The sequence below is a fragment of the Dyella sp. RRB7 genome (assembly GCF_022761115.1).
Taxonomy (GTDB): Bacteria; Pseudomonadota; Gammaproteobacteria; order Xanthomonadales; family Rhodanobacteraceae; genus Dyella.
Map to the genome: position 1 here is coordinate 52,355 of NZ_JAKWJS010000006.1, position 23,520 is coordinate 75,874.

Below are 23,520 nucleotides of genomic sequence, written 5' to 3' on the forward strand. Positions count from 1 at the left end.
ATCGCCTACCATGACGCCGTTGATACTTTCTCCGCCCGGTCGTTCATGCGCTCAACCCGTCCCAACCCGTCAAACCGAGCCGCCGCTGCACCGCGCCACGGGTTGGCGCGCGTGCTCAGCAAGCTCGGCGTGTGTTCGCGCAGCCAAGCGGAAAAGGCCGTGCGCGAGGGCAGGGTAAGCGTCGATGGAAAAGTGGTGCTCGACCCGGAGCGCCCGACGGATGCGCAGCGACAACGCATTCTGCTCGACAACGAGCCTGTCGTGGTGGCGACACGTGTCTATATCGCGCTCAACAAGCCCAGGGGCATCGTCACCAGTGCCGCCGACGAGCGCGGTCGCGACACGGTCTATGATCTGTTGAAAGAGGCGGGGCTGCCCTGGCTTGGACCGGTCGGTCGGCTGGACAAGGCCAGCGAGGGCTTGCTGCTGTTGAGCAACGACAGCGTGTGGGCGGCGCGACTCACCGAGCCGAAGCACCATGTGGACAAGACCTATCACGTACAGGTCGATCGCATTCCCGATCAGGCGTTGCTGGATGCACTGGTGAATGGCGTGATGGAGCAGGGCGAGCGCCTGGCCGCGCGACGCGCCGTGCTGCTGCGCAGCGGCGAGAAGAACGCATGGTTGGAAATCGTGCTGGACGAAGGCCGCAACCGGCATATTCGCCGGCTGCTGGCGGCGCATGATGTCGCGGTGCTGCGCTTGATCCGCGTGGCGATCGGGCCGCTGGCGCTGGGTGAGCTGGCCAAGGGGCAGTGGCGGCATCTGAGCGCCGAGGAAGTGCGGGCGTTGGCCTAGCCCCGATCCCTCTCCCCGCAGGGGAGAGGGATCACCGCGATCAGATCACGCCGAGCTTCTTGCCGACCTTGGTGAACGCCGCAATCGCCTGGTCCAGTTGCTCGCGGGTGTGTGCCGCGCTCATCTGCGTGCGGATGCGTGCCTGGCCTTGCGGCACCACCGGGTAGAAGAAGCCGGTGACGTAGATGCCTTCGTCCAGCAATTGGGAGGCCATCGCCTGGGCTTTCTTGGCGTCGTAGATCATCACCGGCACGATAGGATGCACGCCGGGCTTGATGTCGAAGCCGGCTTTGCTCATCTGCTCGCGGAAGTAACGCGTGTTTTCCTTCACCTGGTCACGCAGGTCGCCGGCGGCGGCCAACATGTCGAACACCTTGATGCCGGCGGCTACCACGTGCGGCGGCAGCGAGTTGGAGAACAGATAGGGGCGCGAGCGCTGGCGCAGCATCTCGATCACTTCGCGGTGACCGGTGGTGAAGCCGCCCAGCGCGCCACCGAGCGCCTTGCCCAGCGTGCCGGTGATGATGTCGATCTTGTCCAGTACGCCGCTGACTTCGGCCGAGCCGCGACCGGTGTCGCCGAGGAAGCCGGTGCAATGGCATTCGTCGATATGCACCAGGGCGTTGTACTTCCGCGCCAGCGCGGTGATCTGGTCGAGCGGGGCGATGAAGCCGTCCATCGAGAACGCACCGTCGGTGGTGATCAGCTTGGTGCGCGCACCGGCCGCATCGGCCGCCTGCAATTGTTTTTCCAGATCGGCCATGTCGCAGTTGCCATAGCGGAAGCGCTTGGCCTTGCACAGGCGGATGCCGTCGATGATCGAGGCGTGGTTGAGCGCGTCGGAGATGATCGCGTCCTCCTCGCCCAGCAGCGGCTCGAACAGGCCGCCGTTGGCATCGAAGCAGGCGGCGTAGAGGATGGTGTCCTCGGTGCCGAAGAATTCGGCGATCTTCTTTTCCAGCTGCTTGTGCAGGTCCTGGGTGCCGCAGATGAAGCGCACCGAGGCCATGCCGAAGCCGTGGCTGTCCAGCGCGTCCTTGGCGGCCTGGATCACCTCGGGGTGGTCGGCCAGCCCCAGGTAGTTGTTGGCGCAGAAGTTGAGCACTTCCTTGCCGCTGTCCAGGCGGATCTTCGCCGACTGCGGCGAGACAATGATGCGCTCGGCCTTGAACAGGCCTTGCTCACGGATCGATTCGAGTTCGTTGGCGTAGCGCGACTGGCCGGGGTAGCTCATGGGGACATCCAAGCGGGGCAAAGAAGCTATTTTGATCCCTTGCGGCCATGCTGTGAAGGAAGCGCGGCCCTAGCCCTGGTGCAGGCCAAACTCTACCCGCGTGGTCGCGCCCTTGTCGTCGATGCCATCGGCGTTGAGCTTGGGGTCCTTCAGCGAGACGCGCTTGTCGTCCAGCTTGCCCTTGAACCAGGCCTGCACCGCCGCGGCCCGGCGTTCGGCCAGCTCATGCATGGCCTTGTCGTCCACCGCGACGTTGGTTTCCATCAGGCTGCGCATTTCGTCGGGTTCCAGCGATTTCTTCAGGCCGATGATGTTTTTCGGCTTGTTCTTGAAATCGTCGTCCTTGTACGCGCGCTTGAGGTAGGTCTCGTACTCGTCGGGCGTCACGTTTACCGCGGCCAGCGCCGCGTCGGACGTGTCGGTGTTCTTGCCGGACTGATCCAGCGCCTTCTGGCGGCGGACCATGGTATCGACCGTGAACTTGCGCAGCCCATCCTCGTCCTTGGACGGGTCCACGCGCCCGATGATGTCCAGGTTCAGCGTCGTCTTCTGGTTGAGCATGGCCACGATCTTGCCGAGCCGTTCCTGTGCCTGGGCATTGAGCACGTCCGAGCCCGGGTCGAACTCCACGTAGCCCAGGTCTTCGTGGTTGCCGCCGCCGAATGCCGCGCCAAGCAGCCGGAATGGCGCGGTGGCGGCCTTGGCGATCAGGTTGCCGATGGCGCGCCAGATCAGCCCGCCCATGCTGAATTGCGGATCGTCCAGCGAGCCGGAAACCGGCACGTCGACGTCGATGTTGCCCTGCGTGTCCTTCAGCAATGCCACCGCCAGCTTCACCGGCAGGTGCTTGATGCCCGGGCTCTCGTCGCGATCGCCGAAGGTCAACTGGGTGATGAAGATATGGTTGTCCGCGTTGAGCTTGCGCTGGTCCAGCATGTAATGGACATCCACGGTCAGCTTGCCGGCGGTGATCGGATAGCCGGTATAGCGGGTGGAGTAGGCGGTAAGGCGGGTCAGCTCCACCTCGTTCGCCTTGCCCTTGATGTCCAGGAAGGCCACCGGCTGCAGCGGGTTGATGGTGCCGTCGATGTCCACCGGCGAGTTGTCGTCCAGCGCCGCCTGCACCGAGAGGTCGGCGGGCGGATCGCCGGGCGTGGTGCCAAAGGCGCCGATCTTGCCGGTGAGCTTGGTGAGATTGGCGGTGTAGTTGGGCTTGATGAAATTGTCGGTGTAGTTGAGCTGGCCATTGACCAGGGTGATGCCGCCCAGGTGGATATCGGCGGCCGGTGCGCTCGGCGCCGCAGGAACGGAGGCGGTGGTGGTCGTGCCGGAAGTCTGCGGCTTGGGTGCTGCGGTCGCCGCCGGCGAGGTGGTATCGGCGCGCGTCACCGAGACGGGGGCCTCTTCCGGTTTGGCGACCACGTCGGAGAGGTTCAGCTTGCCGTCCGCGTTGACGATCATGCGCGCGTAGAACGAGCTGAGCACCAGGCCGCCGATGCGCACGCGGGGCGTGCCGGTGCCGTAGTCGACGTTGACGTTGGAGCCACTGAGCGTGCGCCAGCGCAGGAAGTCGTCGCCGGTGAGCTTGTCCTGCACCCGCACCTGCTCGAGTGCCACATTGCCCCGATAGTTCAACTTGGGCTCCGCGCCGCGGCCGTCGTAATGCAGCTTGCCGTTGCTGCTGATGCGCGCGCTGGAAAGCGTGACGTTCAGCGGGACGCTGATGTACGACTCGAACGGCGAGATATCCAACTGCTTGGTGGCCAGCTGGATATCGGCCACGGCCGGCACGGGTTGCAGCTTGCCCGAGGCGCTGAAGCTGCCCTTGCCGGCGCTGCCTTCGAGTTCCAGTGCGCGCGGTTCGTTGAGTTTGTCGCTCAGGTTGTCCATGCCGCCCTTGAGCGACTGCACGCGGATCTTTACCGGCTTGCCACCTGCGGCCTGGTCGGTGAAATCGATCGCGCCGTTGTCGAAGCCGATATGGTCCACGCTCCAATGCCACGGCGGACCCGTATCGGCCACCGCCGCCTTGTGGGCAGGGTGCTTGGCGGCAAACAGCTCCAGCAGGGTGATGCGCTTGCGGGGATCGCGAAGCACGTCGAGGGCCAGGCCATCGGCCATGACGGTGCCGAGCGCGGCCTGGCGACTGGCCAGGTCGATCAGCTTGATCTCGATGTCCAGCTTGTTCCAGGCCACCGGTGCGTTGTGACCCTTGGACTGGGGCTCGAGCGCGAAGTCGGTGATGGTGTTGTGCGCATCGGCGAGGTGGACGTTCACCGCCTTGCCCCAGTCAAGTTCCAGCTGGCCATCGGCATCGAGCTTGCCCTTGCTGATGCGCGCTGCCAGGCCCTGATAGGCGATGGCCTGCAGCGGCTGCATGTCCACCTGCTTGAGGCCCAGCGATGCGATCAGTTTCGATGCGGCCAGGTCCAGCGTTCCCTTGGCCGAGATGTCGCCGCCAAACAGCTGTCCCGCCAGGTCCAGCTTGGCGGGCGGTGCCGCCAGCATGCTCAGGCCCTGCAGGCTGCCGTGCAGGCTGGTAAGGTCGAGCTTGTCCTGGGTGGGGTTGGTGTAATGCACCGCATTGCCGTCGAGCAGCAGCGCGGCGATGCGCAGGTCCATCGGTGGCGCTTTCTTGTCGGCATCCGCAGGCGTGGGCGAGGATGTCAGCGTGTCGAAGTTGCTGTGCCCCTGTGCGTCCAGCGTGTAGAAAAGCTCCATCCGTTCGAGCTTGACCGTTCCCAGCTGATAGCGGGAGACCAGCGGCTGCACGTCGATCAGCTGCGCCTGGGCACGTCCCAGCGAAAGTATGGGCTGGTCGTGGCTGCTGTTGAGCACGAAGTCATCCAGTTGCAGGTTGCCGGTGAGTTGCAGCTGCGGCGTCGGCTTGACTTGTACGAAATGCAGGTCCAGGGTGCCGCTGAGCAGGCCCTTGGGAATGGCGACGGGCAAGGTGGTCGGGGCGTAACCCATGTAGCGCGACAGGTCCATATGGTCGAGCGTGAAGCTGACGGTGGATTCGCGGGTGTCGGCAAACGGTTTGGTGTGACCCTCGATGCGCAGCGGGCTGCCGTCCACCCGCATGGCCAGCAGCGGCTGAACGAATACATCGGTGTCGCTGGGCAGGTTGGCGATGAAGGGAATGCCGAGCTCCAGTTGCTCGACATGATGGCTGGCCTTCATGGCCTGATCGTCGAACTGGATGTCGCCGTTGTGCACGCTGATGTTGGACAGCGCGAAACGTGTCGGCGGTGCGTTTGGGTCCGACGGCTTGGCATTGAAGCGGTCGATGATGTCGCTGAAGTTGAAGCGCTGGTCCGCTGTGCGCACGATGCGGACCTGCGGATGTTGCAGGCTGAGCTCGTCCAGCACCGGCGCCAGGCGGAACACCGAGCCCCACGAGGCGTTGACCACCGCCTGGTCGACATCCACGAAGGCCGATTTGCCGTCACGGTCGGCGATGTGCAGCCGATCCAGTTCCAGCCTCAGCGTATACGGGTTGAGATGCACCGCGCCCAGCGTCACCGGGCGTTGCAGCGCCGCGCTGGCGCGGCTTTCGATCTGGCTGCGGATGATGGATGGCGCGGCGAAGAAGCCGAGCAGCCCGAAGATCACCAGCACGATGGCCAGGATCAGCAGCGTCTTGCGGACGCGATGGGAGCGATAAAGGGTGAGGGCGCGGTCGCGTCCCGCGGCCAAATGGGGATTGCCGAAGAGATCAGCCATGCCGACGACGCTCCAGTGACATCGCGTGCCGACCGTGCGAGGCCCTCACGGCCCGGCACCTTCACAATCCCGGCGATTCTGTCGGCCGCCCTGGTCGCAGTGTACTAGGGCGGCCTTGTCCACAGAACGGCCCGATACGCCGACGAAGCCGGCGCAAAGCTCGATTATGTGATGGTTTCGTGCAGGCTCAGGACCAGGAGCAGACCACCTTGCCGCACTTGCCGGCGTCCATCAGGTCGAAGCCCTTCTGGAAGTCGTCGATGTGGATCTGGTGGGTGAGCACCTTCTGCAGCGGGAAACCGGTGAGCACCATCTGGGTCATCTTGTACCAGGTCTCGTACATGCGGCGGCCGTAGATGCCCTGCAGGGTGAGGCCCTTGAAGATCACCTTGTCCCAGTCGATGCCGGCGCCGCGGGGCATGATGCCGAGCATGGCGACCTTGCCGCCGTGGTACATGCATTCGAGCATGTCGTTGAAGGCGCGCGGGTTGCCGCTCATTTCCAGGCCCACGTCGAAGCCCTCCATGTGCAGGTCCTTCATCACGTCCTTCAGCGACTGGTTGGCCACGTTCACCACGCGGGTGGCGCCCATGTCGGCGGCCAGCTTGAGGCGGTAGTCGTTGATGTCGGTGACCACCACGTTGCGCGCGCCCACGTGCTTGGCGATGCCGGCGGCGATGATGCCGATGGGGCCGGCGCCGGTGATCAGCACGTCTTCGCCGATCAGGTCGAACTCCAGCGCGCAGTGCGCGGCGTTGCCGTAGGGGTCGAAGAAGGCGGCCAGCTCGGACGGAATCTGGTCCGGGATCGGCCACAGGTTCGAGGCCGGCATGGTCATGTACTCGGCGAATGCGCCATTGCGGTTCACGCCGATGCCGATGGTGTTCGGGCACAGGTGCTGGCGGCCGGCGCGGCAGTTGCGGCAGTGGCCGCACACGATGTGGCCCTCGGCCGAGACGCGGTCGCCGATCTTGTAGCCGGTCACGCCCGGGCCGATCTCCACGATGCGGCCGACGAATTCATGGCCGATGGTCAGGCCGGGCTTGATGGTGCGCTGCGACCAGTCGTCCCACTTGTAGATGTGCAGGTCGGTGCCGCAGATCGCGGTCTTTTCCATCTTGATCAGCACTTCGTTGGCGCCGACCTCGGGGACGGGCACTTCTTCCATCCAGATGCCCTGCTCGGGCTTGCGCTTGACCAGGGCTTTCATCGTCTGAGGCATGGGGTTTCCGTGGGGAAGGGCGGGGAAACGGTCATTATAGAAGGCGGGGCGCCGCACCGGCTTCGTGCACTGCAGCGTTGCCGACGGGCCTGCCACGGATTATGGTCGCAAGTTTATGCGATCGCCCGCAGGGAACGAACGATGCGACCGAACAACGCGCTGCTCGCCGCAGCGATGGGACTGGCCATGGCTACTACCGCTCAAGCCGATGAAGGGATGTGGATGCCCTCGCAACTGCCGTCCATCGGCAAACAGCTGCGCGCCGCCGGCTACCAGGGCAACCCGGCCGACCTGGCCGATCTCACCAAGGCGCCGCTCAGTGCGGTGGTGAAGGTGGGCGGCGCGACCGGCGCGTTCGTCAGCGGCGATGGCCTGGTGCTTACCAATCACCACGTGGCTTTCGGCGTCATCCAGTACAACAGCAATGCGCAGCGCGACCTGATCCAGGACGGTTTCGTGTCGCATGACCGGGCGGAAGAGCTGCCGGCCAATCCGGATTTCCGCCTGCGCGTCACCACCGGTTTCGACAAGGTGACCGAGCAGGTGCTGGCGGCGGCCAGGGGCAAGACCGGGCGCGCCTATTTCGATGCCGTGGACGCCAGCAGCAAGGCGCTGGTGGCCGAGTGCGAACGCGAGCCGGGCATGCGCTGCAGCGTGGTGAACATGTTCTATGGCAGCGACTTCTACCTGGTGAAGCAACTGGAACTGCGTGACGTGCGCCTGGTGTATGCGCCGCCGCGCGCCATCGGCAATTACGGCGACGACGTGGACAACTTCGTATGGCCCCGCCACGCCGGCGATTTCACCGTGCTGCGCGCCTACGTGGGGCCGGATGGCAAGCCCGCGGATTACGCCAAGGACAACGTGCCGTATCACCCGCCTGCTCATCTGCAGGTTGCCAGGCAGGGCGTGCATGCGGGCGATTTCGTGATGCTGGCGGGTTATCCGGGCATCACCTATCGCCATCGCACCGCGGCCGAGTTCGCCGATCAGGTGCTGTGGCGGCTGCCCACCTCGGTGCAGGTGATGCAGCAGCTGCAGGAGGTGATTGAGGATGCCGGCCGCGAGGACCGCCAGGCAGCCATCCGCTACGCCTCGCAACTGCAATCGCTGAAGAACGGCATCAAGCGCTTCATTGGCGAGCTGGACGGTTTGCGTCGCAGCGACGCGGCCGCCATCCGGCGCAAGGACGAGGACGCCATGCTGGCGTGGCTGGCGACGCAGCCGACGGCGGCCACCTTGCGCCCGCAGATCGATCAGGTGAATCAGCTCATTGCCGCCGGCAACGCCACGCGTGAACGCGATCTGCTATTGGGCCTGGTGCAATCGCAGACGCAGCTGCTGCGTTCGGCGCTGATCCTGCAGCGTCTCGCGCACGAGCGCGGCAAGCCGGATGCGCAACGCGAAGCCGGCTACCAGCAGCGCGACGAGGATTTCGCCGCCGGCACGTTGCGGCAGGTGCAACGCCGCTTCGACCCGGCGGTGGAAAAGCAGCTCTTGGGCGCGCTGTTGACGCGTTACCAGAAATTGCCCGATGCCCAGCGCCTGCCAGAGTTCGACGCCGCCTTTGGTCGCACACCGGCCGAGCTGAAGACCAGGCTCGATCGTGTCTATGCCACGACCCGGCTGGGCGACGAGGCACAGCGCTTGCAGTGGTTGCAGGCCGAGCCCGCCGCCGTGGCCAGGTCGGACGATGCGCTGCTGGCCCTGGCCGCCCAGCTGCAGCCCGCGCTGCTGCGTATCGAGGATGAGCGCAAGGCGCGCGAAGGCGATCTGCTGCGCCTGCGCCCCGCCTATATGGCGGCGCTTATGGCCTATCGCGAGCAGCAGGGGCGCGCGGTCTATCCGGATGCCAACGCCACCCTTCGCGTCAGCTACGGCAAGGTGACCCCGCTGGCGCCGCGTGATGCGGTGACCTACGAGCCACTCACCACCACCGCCGGCATCGTCGAGAAGAACACCGGCGTGCAGCCATTCGATGCACCCAGGCCGCTGCTCGACGCCATCGCGAAAGGCGACTACCAGGGCTATGCCGATGCGAGGACCGGCGCGATGCCGGTGGATTTCCTCAGCAACCTGGACACCACCGGTGGCAACTCCGGTTCGCCGGTGCTCAATGCGAAGGGCGAACTGGTCGGGCTCAACTTCGATAGCAACTGGGAAGCGGTAAGCGCCAGCTGGATGTTCGACCCGCGCTACAAGCGCGCCATCCACGTGGACATGCGCTACATGCGCTGGTTGATGGACAAGGTCTATCCGGCGCCACAGCTGCTGAAGGAGCTGGGCGTGCCGGCCCACGAATCGCGCTGAATCACGCCATGCCGCCTGTCCACCGCGCGGTCGCGAAGCCTGTGGTTTTCACATGGGTTTCATCGTCGTAGGCATGCAGTAATGCCCCATCGCTTTTGAGTTCACCCATGGGAGCGGATGTCCATGCATAGCCATGAAGATAGCTGCGGCACGCCGGTTGTCGCGGACGGTGGCCGCCGTACGATCCTCAAGTCCGCGTTGGGCCTGGCGGCCGTGACGGCCGTGGGTGCGCTGCCCTGGGCGTTGCCCGGCCTGGTCGAGGCCGCGGCGCTTACCAAGGCGCAGCGCGACAAGATGACCCCGGACCAGATCATCGACGTGGCCAAGGCGGGTAACGAGCGTTTCCGCGCCGGCAAAACGGACACGCACGATTACCTCGCGCAGAAGCGGGCCAGCGCCAGCGGCCAGTATCCGGCCGCGGTGATCCTCAGTTGCATCGACTCGCGCGCACCGGCCGAGATCATTCTCGATACCGGCATTGGCGACACCTTCAACGCACGCGTGGCTGGCAATATCGCCAGCGACGACGTACTCGGCAGCCTGGAGTTCGCCTGTGCGCTGGCCGGCTCCAAGGTGGTGCTGGTGATGGGGCATACCGCCTGCGGCGCCATCAAGGGCGCCATCGACAATGCCAAGCTCGGCAACCTCACCGGATTGCTCGACAAGATCAAGCCTGCGGTCGCGGCCACCCAGTACAGCGGTGAGCGCACCAGCAAGAACAATGCGTTCGTCGACGCCGTCGCCACCACCAACGTGCGCCTGACCATGGATGAGATCCGCAGGCGCAGCGAAGTGCTGGCCGGCTTGGAGAAGGACGGCAAGATCAAGATCGTGGGTGCGATGTACCACCTGGTGGGCGGCGAGGTGGTGTTCCTGGATTGAGGCGACGCGCTTGCGGCAATGGATGGCGCGGAGGCAGGCACGATGCCGGCTTCACCACTAGAATTCGCGGATGCCGATCGACCAGCGCCCGCTTGCCGTATTCCTGATGGGCCCGACGGCGTCGGGCAAGACGGCGCTTGCCTGCGCGCTCAGCGATCGCTTTGCGGTGGATCTGGTCAGTGTCGATTCGGCACTGGTCTATCGCGGCATGGATATCGGCACGGCCAAGCCCGACGCGGCCATGCTCGCGCGCTATCCGCATCGGTTGATCGACATCCGCGATCCGGCGGCGCCGTATTCGGCGGCTGATTTTCGCCACGATGCCATGGCCGCCATGCACGACATCACGTCGCAGGGCAGGGTGCCGTTGCTGGTCGGCGGTACCGGCCTGTACTTCCGCGCGCTGCAGCAGGGGTTGTCGCAGTTGCCCGAGGCCGATCCCGTCATCCGCGAGCGTCTTGCCGCGGAAGCCGCGACGGTCGGCTGGCCGGCCCTGCATGCACGCCTGCGGCAGCTGGACGCGGCAGCGGCCGGTCGCATCGGTCCCAACGATGCGCAGCGCATCCAGCGTGCGCTTGAAGTGATCGGGCTGACCGGGCGCCCGCTGTCCGAACAGCAGCAGGGTGGCAGTGGACAGCGTTTTCCGTGGCGCGTGCTCAAGCTGGCGCTGCTGCCGTCGGACCGGACGCCGCTGCACCAGCGCATCGCGCAACGTTTCGATGCCATGCTCGCGGCCGGATTCCTGGACGAGGTACGTGCGTTGCGTGCGCGGGGCGACCTGCACGCGGATCTTCCGGCGATCCGGGCGGTCGGCTATCGGCAGGCGTGGGAGCATCTGGATGGCCAGACGAGTGCCGCCGAGTTTCGCGATCGCGGCATCTTCGCCACACGCCAGCTGGCCAAGCGGCAGATCACCTGGCTGCGCGGTGAGCTCGATGCGCGTGTGCTCGACCCTGACCGAGCGGGTTGGCAGGGGCTTGCCGAGGATGCCTTGCAACTGTTTCTGGAAGGGGGCGAAGAGGCGCGGGAGCGGGTCGTCTAAACGTCTTTTTCACACCTGGCGGAAGCGTGCATTTTCTCTTTCATCAACGATTTAAAAGTGGTTAATATTCATTCGCCTTGGGCCGGGGCGCCGTGCGCGTCTTTTCTCCGGCCCGTCCGTTCGCGAGGGGAGAACAACAAATGTCCAAAGGGCAGTCATTGCAAGATCCATTTTTGAACGCACTGCGTCGGGAACGTGTCCCGGTCGCCATTTACCTGGTCAACGGCATCAAGCTTCAGGGCACGATCGAGTCCTTCGATCAGTTCGTGGTGCTGCTGCGCAACCAGGTCAGCCAGATGGTCTACAAGCATGCCATCTCCACCGTAGTGCCCAGCCGCAACGTGCGCATGGGCAATGGCCACGACGGTCACCCCGACGCATCGGTCGCTGCGTCCGACACCGAAGGTTGATTCTGCGGGCGTGACGACCCATGTCTATGGGGAAGGCCTGACCTGGCGTGGCATTAACGCCCGGTCGCGTATCGACATACACTTCCCCATTCCAGCCTTGCGCCGCGGGCAGCCTGCTCGCGGCGCGGCTCATTCATAAAGGTCCTCCCGCCCTCGTGTTTGATCGTCAAAAGAAAGGCGACCGCGCCCTGCTCGTCCTCCCGCATTCACGTGGCGAGGGCGACGCGGAGCGGCGCGCCGAGGAATTCGCCGAGCTGGTGAAGTCAGCCGGCGCCGAGATCCTGGGCAGCATTACCGCCCGCGTCGACGTACCCAACCCCCGCTATTACATCGGCACCGGCAAGGCCGACGAGGTCGGCGAGGCCGCGCGTGCGCTGGAGGCGGACGTGGTGCTGGTCGATCACCTGCTGTCGCCGGTGCAGGAGCGCAACCTCGAAAAGCTGCTCAACCTTCGCGTAGTGGATCGGGCCGGCCTGATCCTGGACATCTTTGCCCAGCGCGCCCGTTCGCACGAAGGCAAGCTCGAGGTGGAGCTTGCCCAGCTCAAGCACCTGGCCACCCGGCTGGTGCGAGGCTGGACCCATCTGGACGCCCAGCGCGGCGGCGCCATCGGCAATCGCGGCCCCGGCGAAACGCAGCTGGAAACCGACCGCCGCCTGCTGGCCGAGCGCGTGAAGATGCTCACCAAGCGGCTAGAAAAGGTGCAGACCCAGCGTGGCCAGCAGCGCCGTGCGCGCCTGCGCAACACGGTGCCGCGCGTGGCGTTGGTGGGTTATACCAATGCCGGCAAGTCGACCCTGTTCAATGTGTTGACCGAAGGCGAGGTGTTCGCCGCCAACCTGCTGTTCGCCACGCTGGACCCGACCGTGCGCAAGCTCGACGGCCTGTCCTGCGGCCCGGCGGTGCTGGCCGATACCGTGGGTTTTATCCGCGAGCTGCCGCATGACCTGGTGGCCGCTTTCCGCGGCACCCTGGCCGAGGCGCGCGACGCCGACCTGCTGCTGCACGTGAGCGACGCCGCCGACGAGGAGCGTGAGCGCCTGGCGCGGGTGGTCGATACCGTGCTGGAGGAAATCGACGCCGGCGACCTGCCGCAGCTGCGGGTGATGAACAAGATCGACCTGGCCGGCGTCGAGCCGCGCATCGACCGCGATGCCGACGGGCGTCCGCAGACCGTATGGCTGTCCGCCGCCACCGGCCAGGGCCTGGACCTGCTGAGGCAGGCGCTGGGCGAGCTGCTGGGCGGCGAACGGGTGCAGTCGGAGCTGCGCCTGCCGCTGTCCGCAGGCCGCCTGCACGCCCGCCTCAAGGCGGCCGGCGCCATTGCGGGGGAACAGGTGGACGAGGAAGGCTGGCACCTGGCCATCGACGCCCCGCGCAGCGTCATCGCCCCCCTGAGCGGCGGCAGCGCGGCCGAGGCGGCGCTGCTGCGCGATTTGCTGGGGACGGCGGAAGTGGAGTAGGCCCCTTCCTGGCCCTCCTCTGCAAGCAGGGGCGGGAAACCGAATCATGCCGCGCGGAATCCCTGCCCAGCTCTGATAGAATGCGCGGTGTTTGTGCGGCCTTTCCGTGCCTCGGCGGCACACTTGCCACGACACGCGCTCGCCACCATGTCCAAACCTGTACAACGCGTTTTCCGGCCAATGTTGCCGGCCTCCCAGCGGCCTCAAGGAGACTGACCATGGCCTGGAACGAACCCGGTAACGGGCAACGTGATCCCTGGGGCAGGAACCGCCAGACCGGCAACAAGCCGGGCCTGGAGGACATGCTCAAGCAAATCCGCAACCGCCTGGGCAAGCTCGGCGGCGGGGCGGGCGGCATCTTCACCATCGTGCTGGCGCTGTTGCTGGCCTGGCTGCTGATAAGCAGCTACACCATCGTCGACGCCCGCCAGGCCGGCGTGGTGCTGCGCTTCGGCCAGTATTCGCGCACGCTGCAGCCGGGCTTCCATCTGAAGCTTCCGGCCCCTGTCGAGACGGTCACCAAGGTGGGCACCACCGAGATCCGTTCGGTGTCGGACAAGGTGCGCATGCTGACCAGCGACGAGAACATCATCTCGGTCGACTTCAACGTGCAGTACCAGGTGTCCGACGCCCGCAAGTACCTGTTCTCGCTGGCCGGCCCGCCGGAAGACACGCTGCGCCAGGCGGCCGAGGCCGCGGTGCGCACCGTGGTCGGCGCCAATGTGATGGACAACATCCTTACCAGCCAGGGCGCCGATCAGGCGGCCACGCCGGCATCCGCGAGCACGGCCGCCCTCGCCACGGCCTCGTCCGTGGCCGCGCCGGTGACGCCGGCGCTGACGGCCGCCGCGGCGCAGACCCGCGACACGCTGCAGCAGCAGACGCGCGAGATCCTGCAGGCCACCCTCAATGAGTACGACGCCGGCCTGCTGGTCACCGACGTCAGCTTCCAGAACGTGGCCCCGCCGCAGGAAGTGAAGGACGCCTTCGACGACGTCAACGCTGCCCGCGAAGACAAGCAGGGCACCGAGAACAACGCCCGCGCCTATGCCAGCCAGGTGGTGCCGGTGGCCCGGGGCGATGCATCGCGCATCTCCGCCGAGGCCCAGGGCTACGCCGCCCAGCGCGTGGCCATCGCCACCGGTGACGCGGCCCGCTTCAACCTGATCCTCAAGGAATACAAGGCCGCGCCGGACGTGACCCGCCGTCGCCTGTGGCTGGAAACGGTCGAGGACGTGATGTCCAACAACCCGAAGGTGCTGGACGGTTCCGGCGGCCGCAACATGATCTACCTGCCGCTGGATCGTGCGACCGGCAAGGACGTGCCGGGCGTGGGCGCGGTGATGCAGTCCGCCGCCAACGATGCCCTGGCCGGCAAGGAGAAGCAGCCATGAAGTTCGTCTCCGGCATCATCGTCGTGCTGCTCGTGCTGATCGGCTTCAACAGCCTGTTCGTGGTGCACGAAGGCGAGACTGCGCTGGTGTTGCAGTTCGGCCGCATCGTGCGCACCGGCGACCAGCCCGGCCTGCACGCCAAGCTGCCGTTCGTGCAGCAGGTCATGACCTTCGACAACCGCATCCTCACGCTGGAAGCGCCGCCGGAGCGTTACTTCACCTCCGAGAAGAAGAGCGTCAACGTCGACTTCTACGTGAAGTGGCGCATTGCCGACAACGCTGCCTACTACCGCGCCACCGCAGGCGACGAACTGCAGGCCGCCGCGCGCCTTACCCCGCTGGTGAAGGACGCGCTGCGCTTCGAGTTCAACGGGCGCACCCTGCAGGAGCTGGTTTCCGCCGGACGCAAGGACATCACCGAGCGCGTGCGCAAGCAGACCGACCTGGCCGCCAGCAAGAACCTGGGCATCACCGTGGTGGACGTGCGCATCAAGCGCATCGACCTGCCCGATGAAGTGAGCGAGTCGGTCTACAAGCGCATGCGCGCCGAGCGCGCGCAGCTGGCCAACGAGCTGCGCTTCACCGGCCAGCAGGCGGCCGAGACGATCAAGGCCGATGCCGATCGCCAGGCGCAGGTGATCAAGGCCGAAGCGGATCGCGATGCGGCCAAGGTGCGTGGCGAAGGCGATGCCCAGGCGGCTGCCATCTACGCGCAGGCGTATGGCCAGGATCCGGAGTTCTTCGCGTTTTATCGAAGCCTGGCGGCGTACCGTAAGTCGTTCCAGGACGGCAAGGGCGTGCTGGTGCTGCGACCCGATTCGGAGTTCCTGAAATATTTCAACGATGGCGCCAGTTCGTCCCGGCACTGAGCGGTGAAGGTCGATGTCGCATGATCTGGCCGCCGCGCTGTGCCTGATGCTGGTGATCGAAGGGCTGGTGTTGTTCGCCGCGCCGCGTGGATGGCAAGCCACCATGCGCGAGGCAGTGAAGCTCCGCCCGCGCACGTTGCGGCTGTTTGGCGCGGCGGCCATCGGGATCGGACTGGTAACGCTGCAGTTGATGCATTGAGTTGATGCGGTGGATGGGCCGCCAAATCCATCGGGATTTTCAACGGAGCCTCACCGTCGTCCCTGCGAAAGCAGGGACCCAGTGACTTCGGAGGCGCTGGATTCCCGCGCTTGCCCCCTCTTTCGGGGTAAGCGGGAATGACGCGCGAGGGCTTCGACCTGTTTGCGCCCTTCGGGGCAATCCATTCTTCAAAATTAGCGAGAGCAACATCATGGGCAAGTCAGTAGTCATCCTAGGTGCCCAGTGGGGCGACGAAGGCAAGGGCAAGATCGTCGACCTGCTGACCGAACGCGTCAAAGCCGTGGCGCGCTTCCAGGGCGGCCACAACGCCGGCCACACGCTGGTCATCGGCGGCAAGAAGACCGTGCTGCACCTGATTCCCTCGGGCATCCTGCGCGACGACGCGCTGTGCCTGATCGGCAATGGCGTGGTGCTGTCGCCGCAGGCGCTCAAGCAGGAAATCGAAGAGCTGGAAGCACAGGGCGTGGAAGTGCGCTCGCGCCTGAAGATCAGCCCGGCCACGCCGCTGATCATGCCGTACCACATCGCGGTGGATAAGGCGCGCGAGATCGCCGCCGGCAAGTCGGCCATCGGCACCACCGGCCGCGGCATCGGCCCTGCATACGAAGACAAGGTGGCTCGCCGCAGCGTGCGCGTGGCCGACCTGATGTACCCGCACGAGCTGCCCGAGAAGATCAAGGCCGCCGTCGAGTACCACAACTTCATCCTCACCCAGTGGCTGAAGGCCGAGCCGGTCGACTTCCAGCAGGTGCTGGACGACGCGCTGGCCTATGGCGAGTTCATCCGTCCGATGGTCGACGACGTCGCCACCATCCTGCACGACGTGCGCAAGGACGGCGGTCACATCCTTTATGAAGGCGCGCAGGGCGCGCTGCTCGACATCGATCACGGCACCTATCCGTACGTCACTTCGTCCAACACCACCATCGGCGGCGCGCTGGCCGGCACCGGCGTGGGCGCGGGCGACATCGACTACGTGCTGGGTATCTGCAAGGCCTACGCCACGCGCGTGGGCGGCGGTCCGTTCCCGACCGAGCTCAACGACGAGATGGGCGAGCGCCTGCGCAAGGTCGGCAACGAGTTCGGCGCCAGCACCGGCCGTCCGCGCCGCTGCGGCTGGATCGACCTGGTGGCGCTCAAGCGCGCCGTGCAGATCAACGGCATCAACGGCCTGGCCATCACCAAGCTCGACGTGCTGGACGGCCTGCCGACCATCAAGGTCTGCATCGCCTACGAATACCGTGGCAAGCGTCGTGAACTGGCGCCGCTGGATGCCGACGGCTGGGCCGAGTGCAAGCCGGTGTACCTGGAGTTCCCGGGCTGGGAAGAGTCCACTGCGGGCATCCGCGACTGGAACAAGCTGCCCGCCGCCGCCCGCGCCTACCTGCGCGCAGTGGAAGAGCTGTCCGGCTGCCGCCTGGCCCTGGTGGCCACCGGTGCGGACCGCGATGACACCATCGTGCTGGATGATCCGTTCGCCTGATACGGCGACCGTCCATCCTGACCCAAGAGAGCCCCGCGATGCGGGGCTTTTTTTGTGGGGTTTTGCGCCGAGCCTCCCATTGCGTCATTCCCGCGAAAGCGGGGACCCAGCATCTTCCCCCAGGGCCACCATGACTTCCGGCCATGTCGGCCGACATCCCCCATGACTCACCATCAGCGTGTTTGCCTCAATCAGCGCCGCCACCGGCCCTGCCAAAAAAGGAATGCAACATGCGTACTCGTCTGGTTTCCGCCATGGCGCTGGCTTTGGCTGGTGTTTCCTGCGCTGGCGCGGTCGGCGCCGCGGGTGCACCCGCTACATCACAGGTCACTACCCAGCTGCCGCGCTCTGTACGCCCCACGCACTACGACGTATCGGTCGTGCCGCATGCCGCCACGTTGAGCTTCGATGGCAAGGTGACGGTGGACATCGAGGTGTTGCAACCCACCGCCAGCATCACGCTCAATGCCATCGACATGGCGTTCTCGTCGGTGCAGCTGACGCCGGTGGCGGGCAAGCTCGCGTTTGCCGCGCCCAAGGTGACGGTGGACGACAAGCAGCAGACCGCTACCTTCACCTTCAGCCAGCCCATCCCCAAGGGCAAGTACCAGCTGGCGATGAGCTACACCGGCAAGATCGGCACGCAGGCCAACGGCCTGTTCGCCATCGACTACGACAGCAAGGCTGGCAAGCAGCGCGCGCTGTACACGCAGTTCGAGAATTCCGACGCCCGCCGCTTCATTCCGTCCTGGGACGAGCCCAACTACAAGGCCACCTTCGACCTGGAAGTGACCGTGCCCGCCACGCAGATGGCGGTGAGCAATATGCCGGTGGCATCGAAGAGCGATGCAGGCAACGGTCTTTCGCGCGTGACGTTCCAGACTTCGCCGAAGATGTCCACCTATCTGTTGTTCTTCGGCACCGGCGAATTCGATCGCGTCACTACCACCGCCGATGGCACCGAGATTGGCGTGATCACCCAGAAGGGCCTGTCCGCGCAAGGCGCTTTCACGCTCGAGTCGGGCAAGGCGGTGCTGAAGGAATACAACGATTACTTCGGCGTGCCATATCCGCTGCCGAAGCTGGACAACGTGGCCTCGCCGGGCAGCAGCCAGTTCTTCGCGGCGATGGAGAACTGGGGCGCCATCTACACGTTCGAGTACGCGTTGCTGCTGGACCCTTCCATCTCCACGCAGTCCGACAAGCAGGAAGTGTTCAACACCGCCGCGCATGAAATGGCGCACCAGTGGTTTGGCGACCTGGTGACCATGCGCTGGTGGGATGACCTGTGGCTCAACGAAGGCTTTGCCTCGTGGATGGCGGCGCGCACCACCGACAAGCTGCATCCGGAGTGGAACACCCGGCTCGATGCCGTGGGCACGCGCGAAGCGGCCATGTCGCGCGACGCGGTGGTCACCACGCACCCGGTGGTGCAGCACGTGGAGACCGTGGACCAGGCCAGCCAGGCCTTCGATTCGATTACCTATGCCAAGGGTGAGTCGGTGATCCGCATGCTGGAAGGCTATGTGGGTGCGGACACCTGGCGCGCCGGCGTGCGCAATTACATCAAGGCGCACGCCTATGGCAACACGGTGTCCGATGATTTGTGGCATGCCATGGATGCCGTCGCCCCCGGCAAGCAGGTCACCACCATCGCGCATGACTTCACGCTGCAGCCGGGCATTCCGCTGATCCGCGTGGAAGCGGCTGCATGCAGCAACAACACCACGACGCTCAAGCTCTCGCAGGGCGAGTTCACCAAGGATCGCCCGGACAAGCAGCCGCTGCACTGGCATGTGCCGGTGATCGCGCAGAGCGCGGGCGGCGCGCCGGTGACCACCATCGTCGACGGCGAGGCCACGCTGGCAGTGCCGGGTTGCGGCCCGGTGCTGGTCAACGCAGGGCAGAGCGGTTACTACCGCACGCTGTATGCACCGACGCAGTTCGCGGCGCTCAAGGGTGACTTCACCAGGCTCGCGCCGATCGACCAGCTGGGCGTGATGAGCAATACCTGGGCGCTGGGCATGGGTGGCCTGCAGCCGGTGTCGGATTTCCTCGATCTGGCGCAGGCCACGCCGGTGGATGCCGACCCGCAGATCTGGGATGAAGTGGCCGGCAGCCTGGCTTCGCTCAACGATTACTACCGTGGCGATGCGGCGCGGCAGGCAACGTTCCGTGCTTTCGCCATCAGGCGGCTGTCGCCGGTGTTTGCGCGCGTGGGCTGGGAGGCCAAGCCGAACGAGAGCGTGCCCACCACCATCCTGCGCAGCCACCTGATCGGCGTGCTGTCCAGCCTGGACGATGCTTCCGTCATCGCCGAAGCACGTCGCCGCTATGCGGCGCAGGCCAGCGATCCCAAGGCGGTGCCCGCCGAATTGCGCAAGACCATCCTGGCGGTGGTCGCCAACCACGCCGATGCCGCCACCTGGGATCAGTTGCGCACGGAGGCCAAAGCCGAGAAGACGCCGCTGGTGAAGGATCGCCTGTACGCGCAACTGGCCTCGGTCGAAGACCCTGCGCTGGCGCAGCGTGCGCTCGATCTCGCGTTGACGGACGAGCCCGGCGCCACCAATAGCGCCGGCATGATCCGCATCGTGTCGCGCCTGCATCCCGAGCTGGCGTTCGACTTCGCCATGGCGCATCGCGAACAGGTCGACAAGGTGGTCGATGGCAGCTCGCGCAGCCGTTACTACCCGACACTGGGCGCCAGCTCGTTCAACCCCGCCATGATCGACAAGATCAACGCCTACGCCACCACCTACCTGGATCCCGGCTCGCGTCGCGATGCCGAGACGGCGGTGGCCAACATCAAGTACCGCATCATGGTGCGCACCCAGCGCCTGCCGGCGGTGGATGCATGGCTGGCGAAGAACGGCGGTTGACCGTCCGCAGCCACGGGCCAGCGGCATCGCCGCCGGCCCGTGGCCTGGGGCTTACCTGCCCAGGTCCTTCAGGAACTCCTTGGTGTACTGCAGCGGCGTGCTGGTGCTGACCGAGTTGCACGTCGGTGACGCCGTGCTCTGGTTGCACGGGGTGTCGCGGTCGAGCGACCAGAAGTGCAGGCCGGCGAGGCCGTTGGCCACGGCGTAGCTGGTGATGGCGTCGGCGTTGGCGATGCTGAAGTTCTCGCTCGACACATCGTTGACGCCGATCATCGGAGTCAGCTCGATCTTGCTGGCCGGGATGCCGTAGGTGTGCTCCAGATTGGTCACCGCCTGGATGGCGGACTGGCCCATGTCGCAGGCGCCGTTGGACACCACGCACACGCTGCTGCTGGGGCCGCCGAAGTCCATCACCATCAGGTTGATGGTGTAGTTGGTGAGAGTGGAGGCCTGGATCGCCTTGATCACTTCATCACCCAGGCTGTTGACGCCACCGTAGCTGCCGTCCGATGCACCCAGCGTGGCCAGCGTGAACGAGAAGCGCAGGTTGGGATACAGGCTCTGGCCGTAGACGGCTGCGGCGACAAGGGCGTTGATCTGCGCCTGGCTCTGGCCGCCTTCGATATCGAAATCCACGCCGACCATCTGCGGCGACATGTAGCGCGAAAGGAATGATGCAAAGCCGGCCGTACTGCCGCAGGTGAAGACGCCAGCTTCGCCACCGGTGGAAACCACGTAGGGCAGGCCGGCGCTGGAGAGGGCGGCAATGTTCGCGCTGGCGAAGGTGGCGCCCGGTACGCCGCCCCAGTTCTCGCTGCCGCATTCGCCGGTGGCGAAGGCGAGGGTGATGGCGCTGAGGTCGGGCACGCTGGTGGACACCAGCCCGCCGCTGCCGACGACCGGAATCGCCGAGCCGGTGACAGCGCTCTGCATCACGTTGGTGTTCCAGTTGAGATTGACCGTCACGTCCTTGTACGGACTGAACAGCAGGTTCGCGCCCGTGCCAGGCGGCGTGGCTGGGCTGCCGCCGCCCGAACTGCCACCACCGGAGCTTCCGCCGCCGCTGCTGCCACCGCCGGAGCTACCGCCACCAGAACTGCCGCCACCGCTGCCGGTACAACTGCCTTGCGACGTCCACGGTTCGGCCGAGCCGGTGGGTCCACTGTTGGTGGCCGGATCGTTGCCTTGTGTCCACCAGTTGGCCAGGTAGTTGATGCCGTTTTCGCTGGCGATCTGTCCGCCGGTATAGACCTGGGTGGATACCCATGCCGCGGCGCAGGTGCCGGACGAGGTCGTGCCGCCACCACCACTGCCGCTGCTGCCGCCACTGCCAGTGCCGCCGCTTGTGCCGCACGCGCCCAGCGATGTCCAGGGTTCGCCGGTACCGGTGGCGCCGTTGTTGCTGGCGGGGTCATTGCCTTGCGTCCACCAGTTGGCCTGGTAGTTCACGCCGTTCTCGCTGACGGTGGCGCCGCCCGAGTAGGCGGTGCTGGCATTCCACGCCGCCGCGCAGGTCTGCACGCTTTGCGCTTGCACCGTCTGAGTCGGGACCATCGTCATCAGGCTCATCGCCATGGCGCCGCCGGCCGTGCAGCCGATGGCGTGGAGTGCTGCACGTAACCACATAACCGATTGCTTCATTCGCATAGGGGTTTCTCCTGGTGGTACTGCATCGCTAGGGTGGATATTTCTTGGCGACCTGCCCGGGTTCCGGTTGGGCGTCGCGGGCTCGTCGTTCCGAGGCGTTCCTTGCCTGCCAAGGCTTGCGTCCTGGCCGGAGCGATGTCGTCGTAAGTCCCGTAATGACAACGTTGTCTCCAATGTGGCGAACAAACTGTGACGGCGCGCGTGGAATGACCAAGGCGCGGCATCGCGATACGGCATCGCGCCGCTTCAAGGGTATTTATGCCGCGTCGCAGCAGATTTATGGCGCAATGCAGCGTAGGGATGAGCGATGTCATCGGCAGGCCAAACGAGCGTGGCCGTTCGTCTCAAGGCACGTGGCGTGGCGATTGGAAGTTGGCTGGAGACATGAATGACAACGTTATCCGTTAGGGCGTGGGGTGATTTGCGCTTCAAAGCGCTGGCATGAGGTTGCTGCGGGTTCGGCTCGTACTGGCGCGCAAAAATTCAGGCCTGTCCGATTTCGTCAGGTAGTTTTCATGACTAGATTGCGTGCGGATAAGTCATTGCGTCTTTCCTGGCCGCTTGCGTATCCTAGGTAACGCCAAGCTACTCATGCGAGCTGGCTGATGCTCAAGGTCGAGCGACGCGATGGATTGCGACACATAAAGGGAGTTAGGCATCGTGCGGTTTTGGTCGTTGCGCTGGCGGAGTGCCGGTGCCAGCAGGTATCGGCTTGCTTTCGTCATTGCGGTCGTCATGATCGCCTGGATGCCTCCTCGGGCGATGGCGGTCACCGGCGATCCGGTGTATTTCGCCGGCGTGGCTTTTACGGGAAGGGCCGCCGATACCAGACAAGCATTCCCTCATCTTTCGCACGTGTTGAATGGCGATGGCTACGCACTCGTCAATCGGCAGATTCGCCAGCGCTTGCAGGGCAAGGACCTGGCGCTGAACGTCGTGTTCGACCAACTGGGTTCCATCAAGGACGCCGCGCGATCCACTGCGTTGGCCCTGGCGATCGACCGCGAGAGCACGTCGGTGGAACACATCGGCGGCGTCTACAAGCTGCGGCTGGAAATTGCCGCGCAGGCGTTGTTCTTCGACTTCAAGGAAAAGCAGGTGCTGGGCGGCTTCCCGCTGACCCTGGACTTCATCGATGTGCGCGATGAGCCGCCTTCGGAGCAGGAGATCCAGGCGGCATTCGCGGCAATGATCGTCGACGGTGCGAATGCACATAGCCTGGTGGGTGAGTTCGCGCAGCTGCTTGGCCAGGTGCAGGTGCCGTCGGCGGCGACGCGCCACTTGCGCGTCAGCGCGGTGACACTGCAGCCCAAGGCGCTGGAGTATCTGGCGCAGGCCGCGCCGGATGTGCCGGTGAAAACACTACAGGCACAGATCGCGCAGGAGTTCGGCAAGTACCTGGCGGCCAACCAGCGGCTATCGCTGCTGCCGTATCAAAGCGACCAGGCGCTGGGCGCCAGCATGGCCGCCCGTTTCGTCGAAGGCGAGGCCTTCGATCTGAAGATACCGGACGCCGACTATGAGGTGACGATCGACGTGGCCGGCTTCAAGAAGGTCGAGCAGAGCCATGCGAATGCATCGACCCTGTTCCTGTATGGCGCCTTCGCGGATATCGCGGTGCGCGAGCCGGTCTCGGGCAAGGTGTATTTCTCCCAGCGCATCAAGCAGGGCGCGACGAAGGAAGTGCCGGTCACCCAATCGTCGGTGGACGACTGGGCGGCGTCATACGAAACGCTGTTGCTGCTGTTCAACAACTTTACCCAGGCGCTGTCGGCGCCTGACAACGCCTGGACGCGTTCCGCCCTGCCTGAGGGGCGCGAGGCCAAGGATCAGCTTTCTCATGTGGCGGAGCTAGTCAAATCATGTCGATAAGGTTTCTTTTGGGGGTGCTGCTGGCGGTAGCGTGCCTGTGTGGTGGTGCGGTTCATGCCGAGACGG

At 65.4% G+C, this 23,520-nt stretch carries 16 protein-coding genes; 12 read left to right on the top strand and 4 right to left on the bottom strand.

Annotated features, from left to right (window positions below):
• The first annotated feature begins 45 nt into the window (after positions 1 to 45).
• On the top strand, positions 46 to 798 hold the full coding sequence (locus MJ606_RS14015; RefSeq protein ID WP_243050155.1) for a pseudouridine synthase: 753 nt from the start codon (positions 46 to 48) through the stop codon (positions 796 to 798).
• 40 nt (positions 799 to 838) lie between these two features.
• Here MJ606_RS14015 and kbl read toward each other — a convergent pair whose 3' ends face one another.
• The 3 genes from kbl to tdh all read right to left on the bottom strand — a co-directional run bounded on the left by kbl (position 839) and on the right by tdh (position 6,980).
• A complete protein-coding gene (kbl, locus tag MJ606_RS14020; RefSeq protein WP_243050156.1) occupies positions 839 to 2,032 on the bottom strand; it encodes a glycine C-acetyltransferase in 1,194 nt (397 codons plus the stop codon).
• A 69-nt stretch (positions 2,033 to 2,101) separates the two neighbouring features.
• Positions 2,102 to 5,758, bottom strand: coding sequence for a DUF748 domain-containing protein (locus MJ606_RS14025; RefSeq protein ID WP_243050157.1), 3,657 nt, complete (start codon positions 5,756 to 5,758; stop codon positions 2,102 to 2,104).
• 187 nt (positions 5,759 to 5,945) lie between these two features.
• Complete coding sequence (tdh, locus tag MJ606_RS14030; RefSeq protein ID WP_243050158.1) at positions 5,946 to 6,980, bottom strand: L-threonine 3-dehydrogenase; 1,035 nt, start codon at positions 6,978 to 6,980, stop codon at positions 5,946 to 5,948.
• A gap of 141 nt (positions 6,981 to 7,121) precedes the next feature.
• Between tdh and MJ606_RS14035 the strand changes: the two genes are divergently transcribed.
• From MJ606_RS14035 to MJ606_RS14080, 10 genes are all read left to right on the top strand, one after another.
• Complete coding sequence (locus MJ606_RS14035; protein WP_243050159.1) at positions 7,122 to 9,290, top strand: S46 family peptidase; 2,169 nt, start codon at positions 7,122 to 7,124, stop codon at positions 9,288 to 9,290.
• 123 nt (positions 9,291 to 9,413) lie between these two features.
• Positions 9,414 to 10,172 carry a carbonic anhydrase family protein gene (locus tag MJ606_RS14040; RefSeq protein ID WP_243050160.1) on the top strand — a complete coding sequence of 253 codons (759 nt, stop codon included), beginning with the start codon at positions 9,414 to 9,416 and terminating at the stop codon, positions 10,170 to 10,172.
• A 70-nt stretch (positions 10,173 to 10,242) separates the two neighbouring features.
• Positions 10,243 to 11,214: a tRNA (adenosine(37)-N6)-dimethylallyltransferase MiaA gene (miaA, locus tag MJ606_RS14045; RefSeq protein WP_243050161.1), complete on the top strand. Its 972-nt coding sequence runs from the start codon at positions 10,243 to 10,245 to the stop codon at positions 11,212 to 11,214.
• Positions 11,215 to 11,354: 140 nt separating this feature from the next.
• Positions 11,355 to 11,624 carry an RNA chaperone Hfq gene (gene hfq, locus MJ606_RS14050; RefSeq protein WP_243050162.1) on the top strand — a complete coding sequence of 90 codons (270 nt, stop codon included), beginning with the start codon at positions 11,355 to 11,357 and terminating at the stop codon, positions 11,622 to 11,624.
• Between the two features lie 155 nt (positions 11,625 to 11,779).
• The gene (gene hflX / locus MJ606_RS14055) at positions 11,780 to 13,087 is read left to right on the top strand and encodes a ribosome rescue GTPase HflX (RefSeq protein WP_243050163.1); all 1,308 of its coding nucleotides are present in this window, start codon (positions 11,780 to 11,782) and stop codon (positions 13,085 to 13,087) included.
• 218 nt (positions 13,088 to 13,305) lie between these two features.
• Positions 13,306 to 14,481, top strand: coding sequence for an FtsH protease activity modulator HflK (gene hflK / locus MJ606_RS14060; RefSeq protein WP_243050164.1), 1,176 nt, complete (start codon positions 13,306 to 13,308; stop codon positions 14,479 to 14,481).
• Positions 14,478 to 15,350 carry a protease modulator HflC gene (gene hflC / locus MJ606_RS14065; protein WP_243050165.1) on the top strand — a complete coding sequence of 291 codons (873 nt, stop codon included), beginning with the start codon at positions 14,478 to 14,480 and terminating at the stop codon, positions 15,348 to 15,350. The genes hflK and hflC overlap by 4 nt, the downstream gene beginning before the upstream one ends.
• 13 nt (positions 15,351 to 15,363) lie before the next feature.
• Positions 15,364 to 15,549, top strand: a complete 186-nt coding sequence (locus tag MJ606_RS14070; protein WP_243050166.1) for a DUF2065 domain-containing protein — start codon at positions 15,364 to 15,366, stop codon at positions 15,547 to 15,549.
• Between the two features lie 211 nt (positions 15,550 to 15,760).
• Positions 15,761 to 17,053 carry an adenylosuccinate synthase gene (locus MJ606_RS14075; protein ID WP_243050167.1) on the top strand — a complete coding sequence of 431 codons (1,293 nt, stop codon included), beginning with the start codon at positions 15,761 to 15,763 and terminating at the stop codon, positions 17,051 to 17,053.
• Between the two features lie 230 nt (positions 17,054 to 17,283).
• Positions 17,284 to 19,935 (top strand): M1 family metallopeptidase, encoded by a 2,652-nt coding sequence (locus MJ606_RS14080; RefSeq protein WP_243050168.1) that lies wholly within the window; start codon positions 17,284 to 17,286, stop codon positions 19,933 to 19,935.
• A 51-nt stretch (positions 19,936 to 19,986) separates the two neighbouring features.
• On the opposite strand, the gene MJ606_RS14085 is transcribed toward MJ606_RS14080, so the two are convergent.
• Positions 19,987 to 21,561: a carbohydrate-binding protein gene (locus MJ606_RS14085; RefSeq protein WP_243050169.1), complete on the bottom strand. Its 1,575-nt coding sequence runs from the start codon at positions 21,559 to 21,561 to the stop codon at positions 19,987 to 19,989.
• 768 nt (positions 21,562 to 22,329) lie between these two features.
• On the opposite strand from MJ606_RS14085, the gene MJ606_RS14090 reads away from it, so the two are divergent.
• Positions 22,330 to 23,454, top strand: a complete 1,125-nt coding sequence (locus MJ606_RS14090) for a hypothetical protein (RefSeq protein ID WP_243050170.1) — start codon at positions 22,330 to 22,332, stop codon at positions 23,452 to 23,454.
• Positions 23,455 to 23,520: the final 66 nt, after the last annotated feature.

Excerpts from the sequence above, each read along its gene's own strand:
- MJ606_RS14090 (WP_243050170.1), top strand. The coding sequence starts at position 22,330 with ATGCCTCCTCGGGCGATGGCGGTCACCGGCGATCCGGTGTATTTCGCC.
- MJ606_RS14070 (WP_243050166.1), top strand. The coding sequence starts at position 15,364 with ATGTCGCATGATCTGGCCGCCGCGCTGTGCCTGATGCTGGTGATCGAA.
- hflK (WP_243050164.1), top strand. The coding sequence starts at position 13,306 with ATGGCCTGGAACGAACCCGGTAACGGGCAACGTGATCCCTGGGGCAGG.
- MJ606_RS14040 (WP_243050160.1), top strand. The coding sequence starts at position 9,414 with ATGCATAGCCATGAAGATAGCTGCGGCACGCCGGTTGTCGCGGACGGT.
- kbl (WP_243050156.1), bottom strand. The coding sequence starts at position 2,032 with ATGAGCTACCCCGGCCAGTCGCGCTACGCCAACGAACTCGAATCGATC.
- miaA (WP_243050161.1), top strand. The coding sequence starts at position 10,243 with ATGCCGATCGACCAGCGCCCGCTTGCCGTATTCCTGATGGGCCCGACG.
- MJ606_RS14025 (WP_243050157.1), bottom strand. The coding sequence starts at position 5,758 with ATGGCTGATCTCTTCGGCAATCCCCATTTGGCCGCGGGACGCGACCGC.
- hfq (WP_243050162.1), top strand. The coding sequence starts at position 11,355 with ATGTCCAAAGGGCAGTCATTGCAAGATCCATTTTTGAACGCACTGCGT.
- MJ606_RS14015 (WP_243050155.1), top strand. The coding sequence starts at position 46 with ATGCGCTCAACCCGTCCCAACCCGTCAAACCGAGCCGCCGCTGCACCG.
- hflC (WP_243050165.1), top strand. The coding sequence starts at position 14,478 with ATGAAGTTCGTCTCCGGCATCATCGTCGTGCTGCTCGTGCTGATCGGC.
- tdh (WP_243050158.1), bottom strand. The coding sequence starts at position 6,980 with ATGCCTCAGACGATGAAAGCCCTGGTCAAGCGCAAGCCCGAGCAGGGC.
- MJ606_RS14085 (WP_243050169.1), bottom strand. The coding sequence starts at position 21,561 with ATGTGGTTACGTGCAGCACTCCACGCCATCGGCTGCACGGCCGGCGGC.
- MJ606_RS14075 (WP_243050167.1), top strand. The coding sequence starts at position 15,761 with ATGGGCAAGTCAGTAGTCATCCTAGGTGCCCAGTGGGGCGACGAAGGC.
- MJ606_RS14080 (WP_243050168.1), top strand. The coding sequence starts at position 17,284 with ATGCGTACTCGTCTGGTTTCCGCCATGGCGCTGGCTTTGGCTGGTGTT.
- MJ606_RS14035 (WP_243050159.1), top strand. The coding sequence starts at position 7,122 with ATGCGACCGAACAACGCGCTGCTCGCCGCAGCGATGGGACTGGCCATG.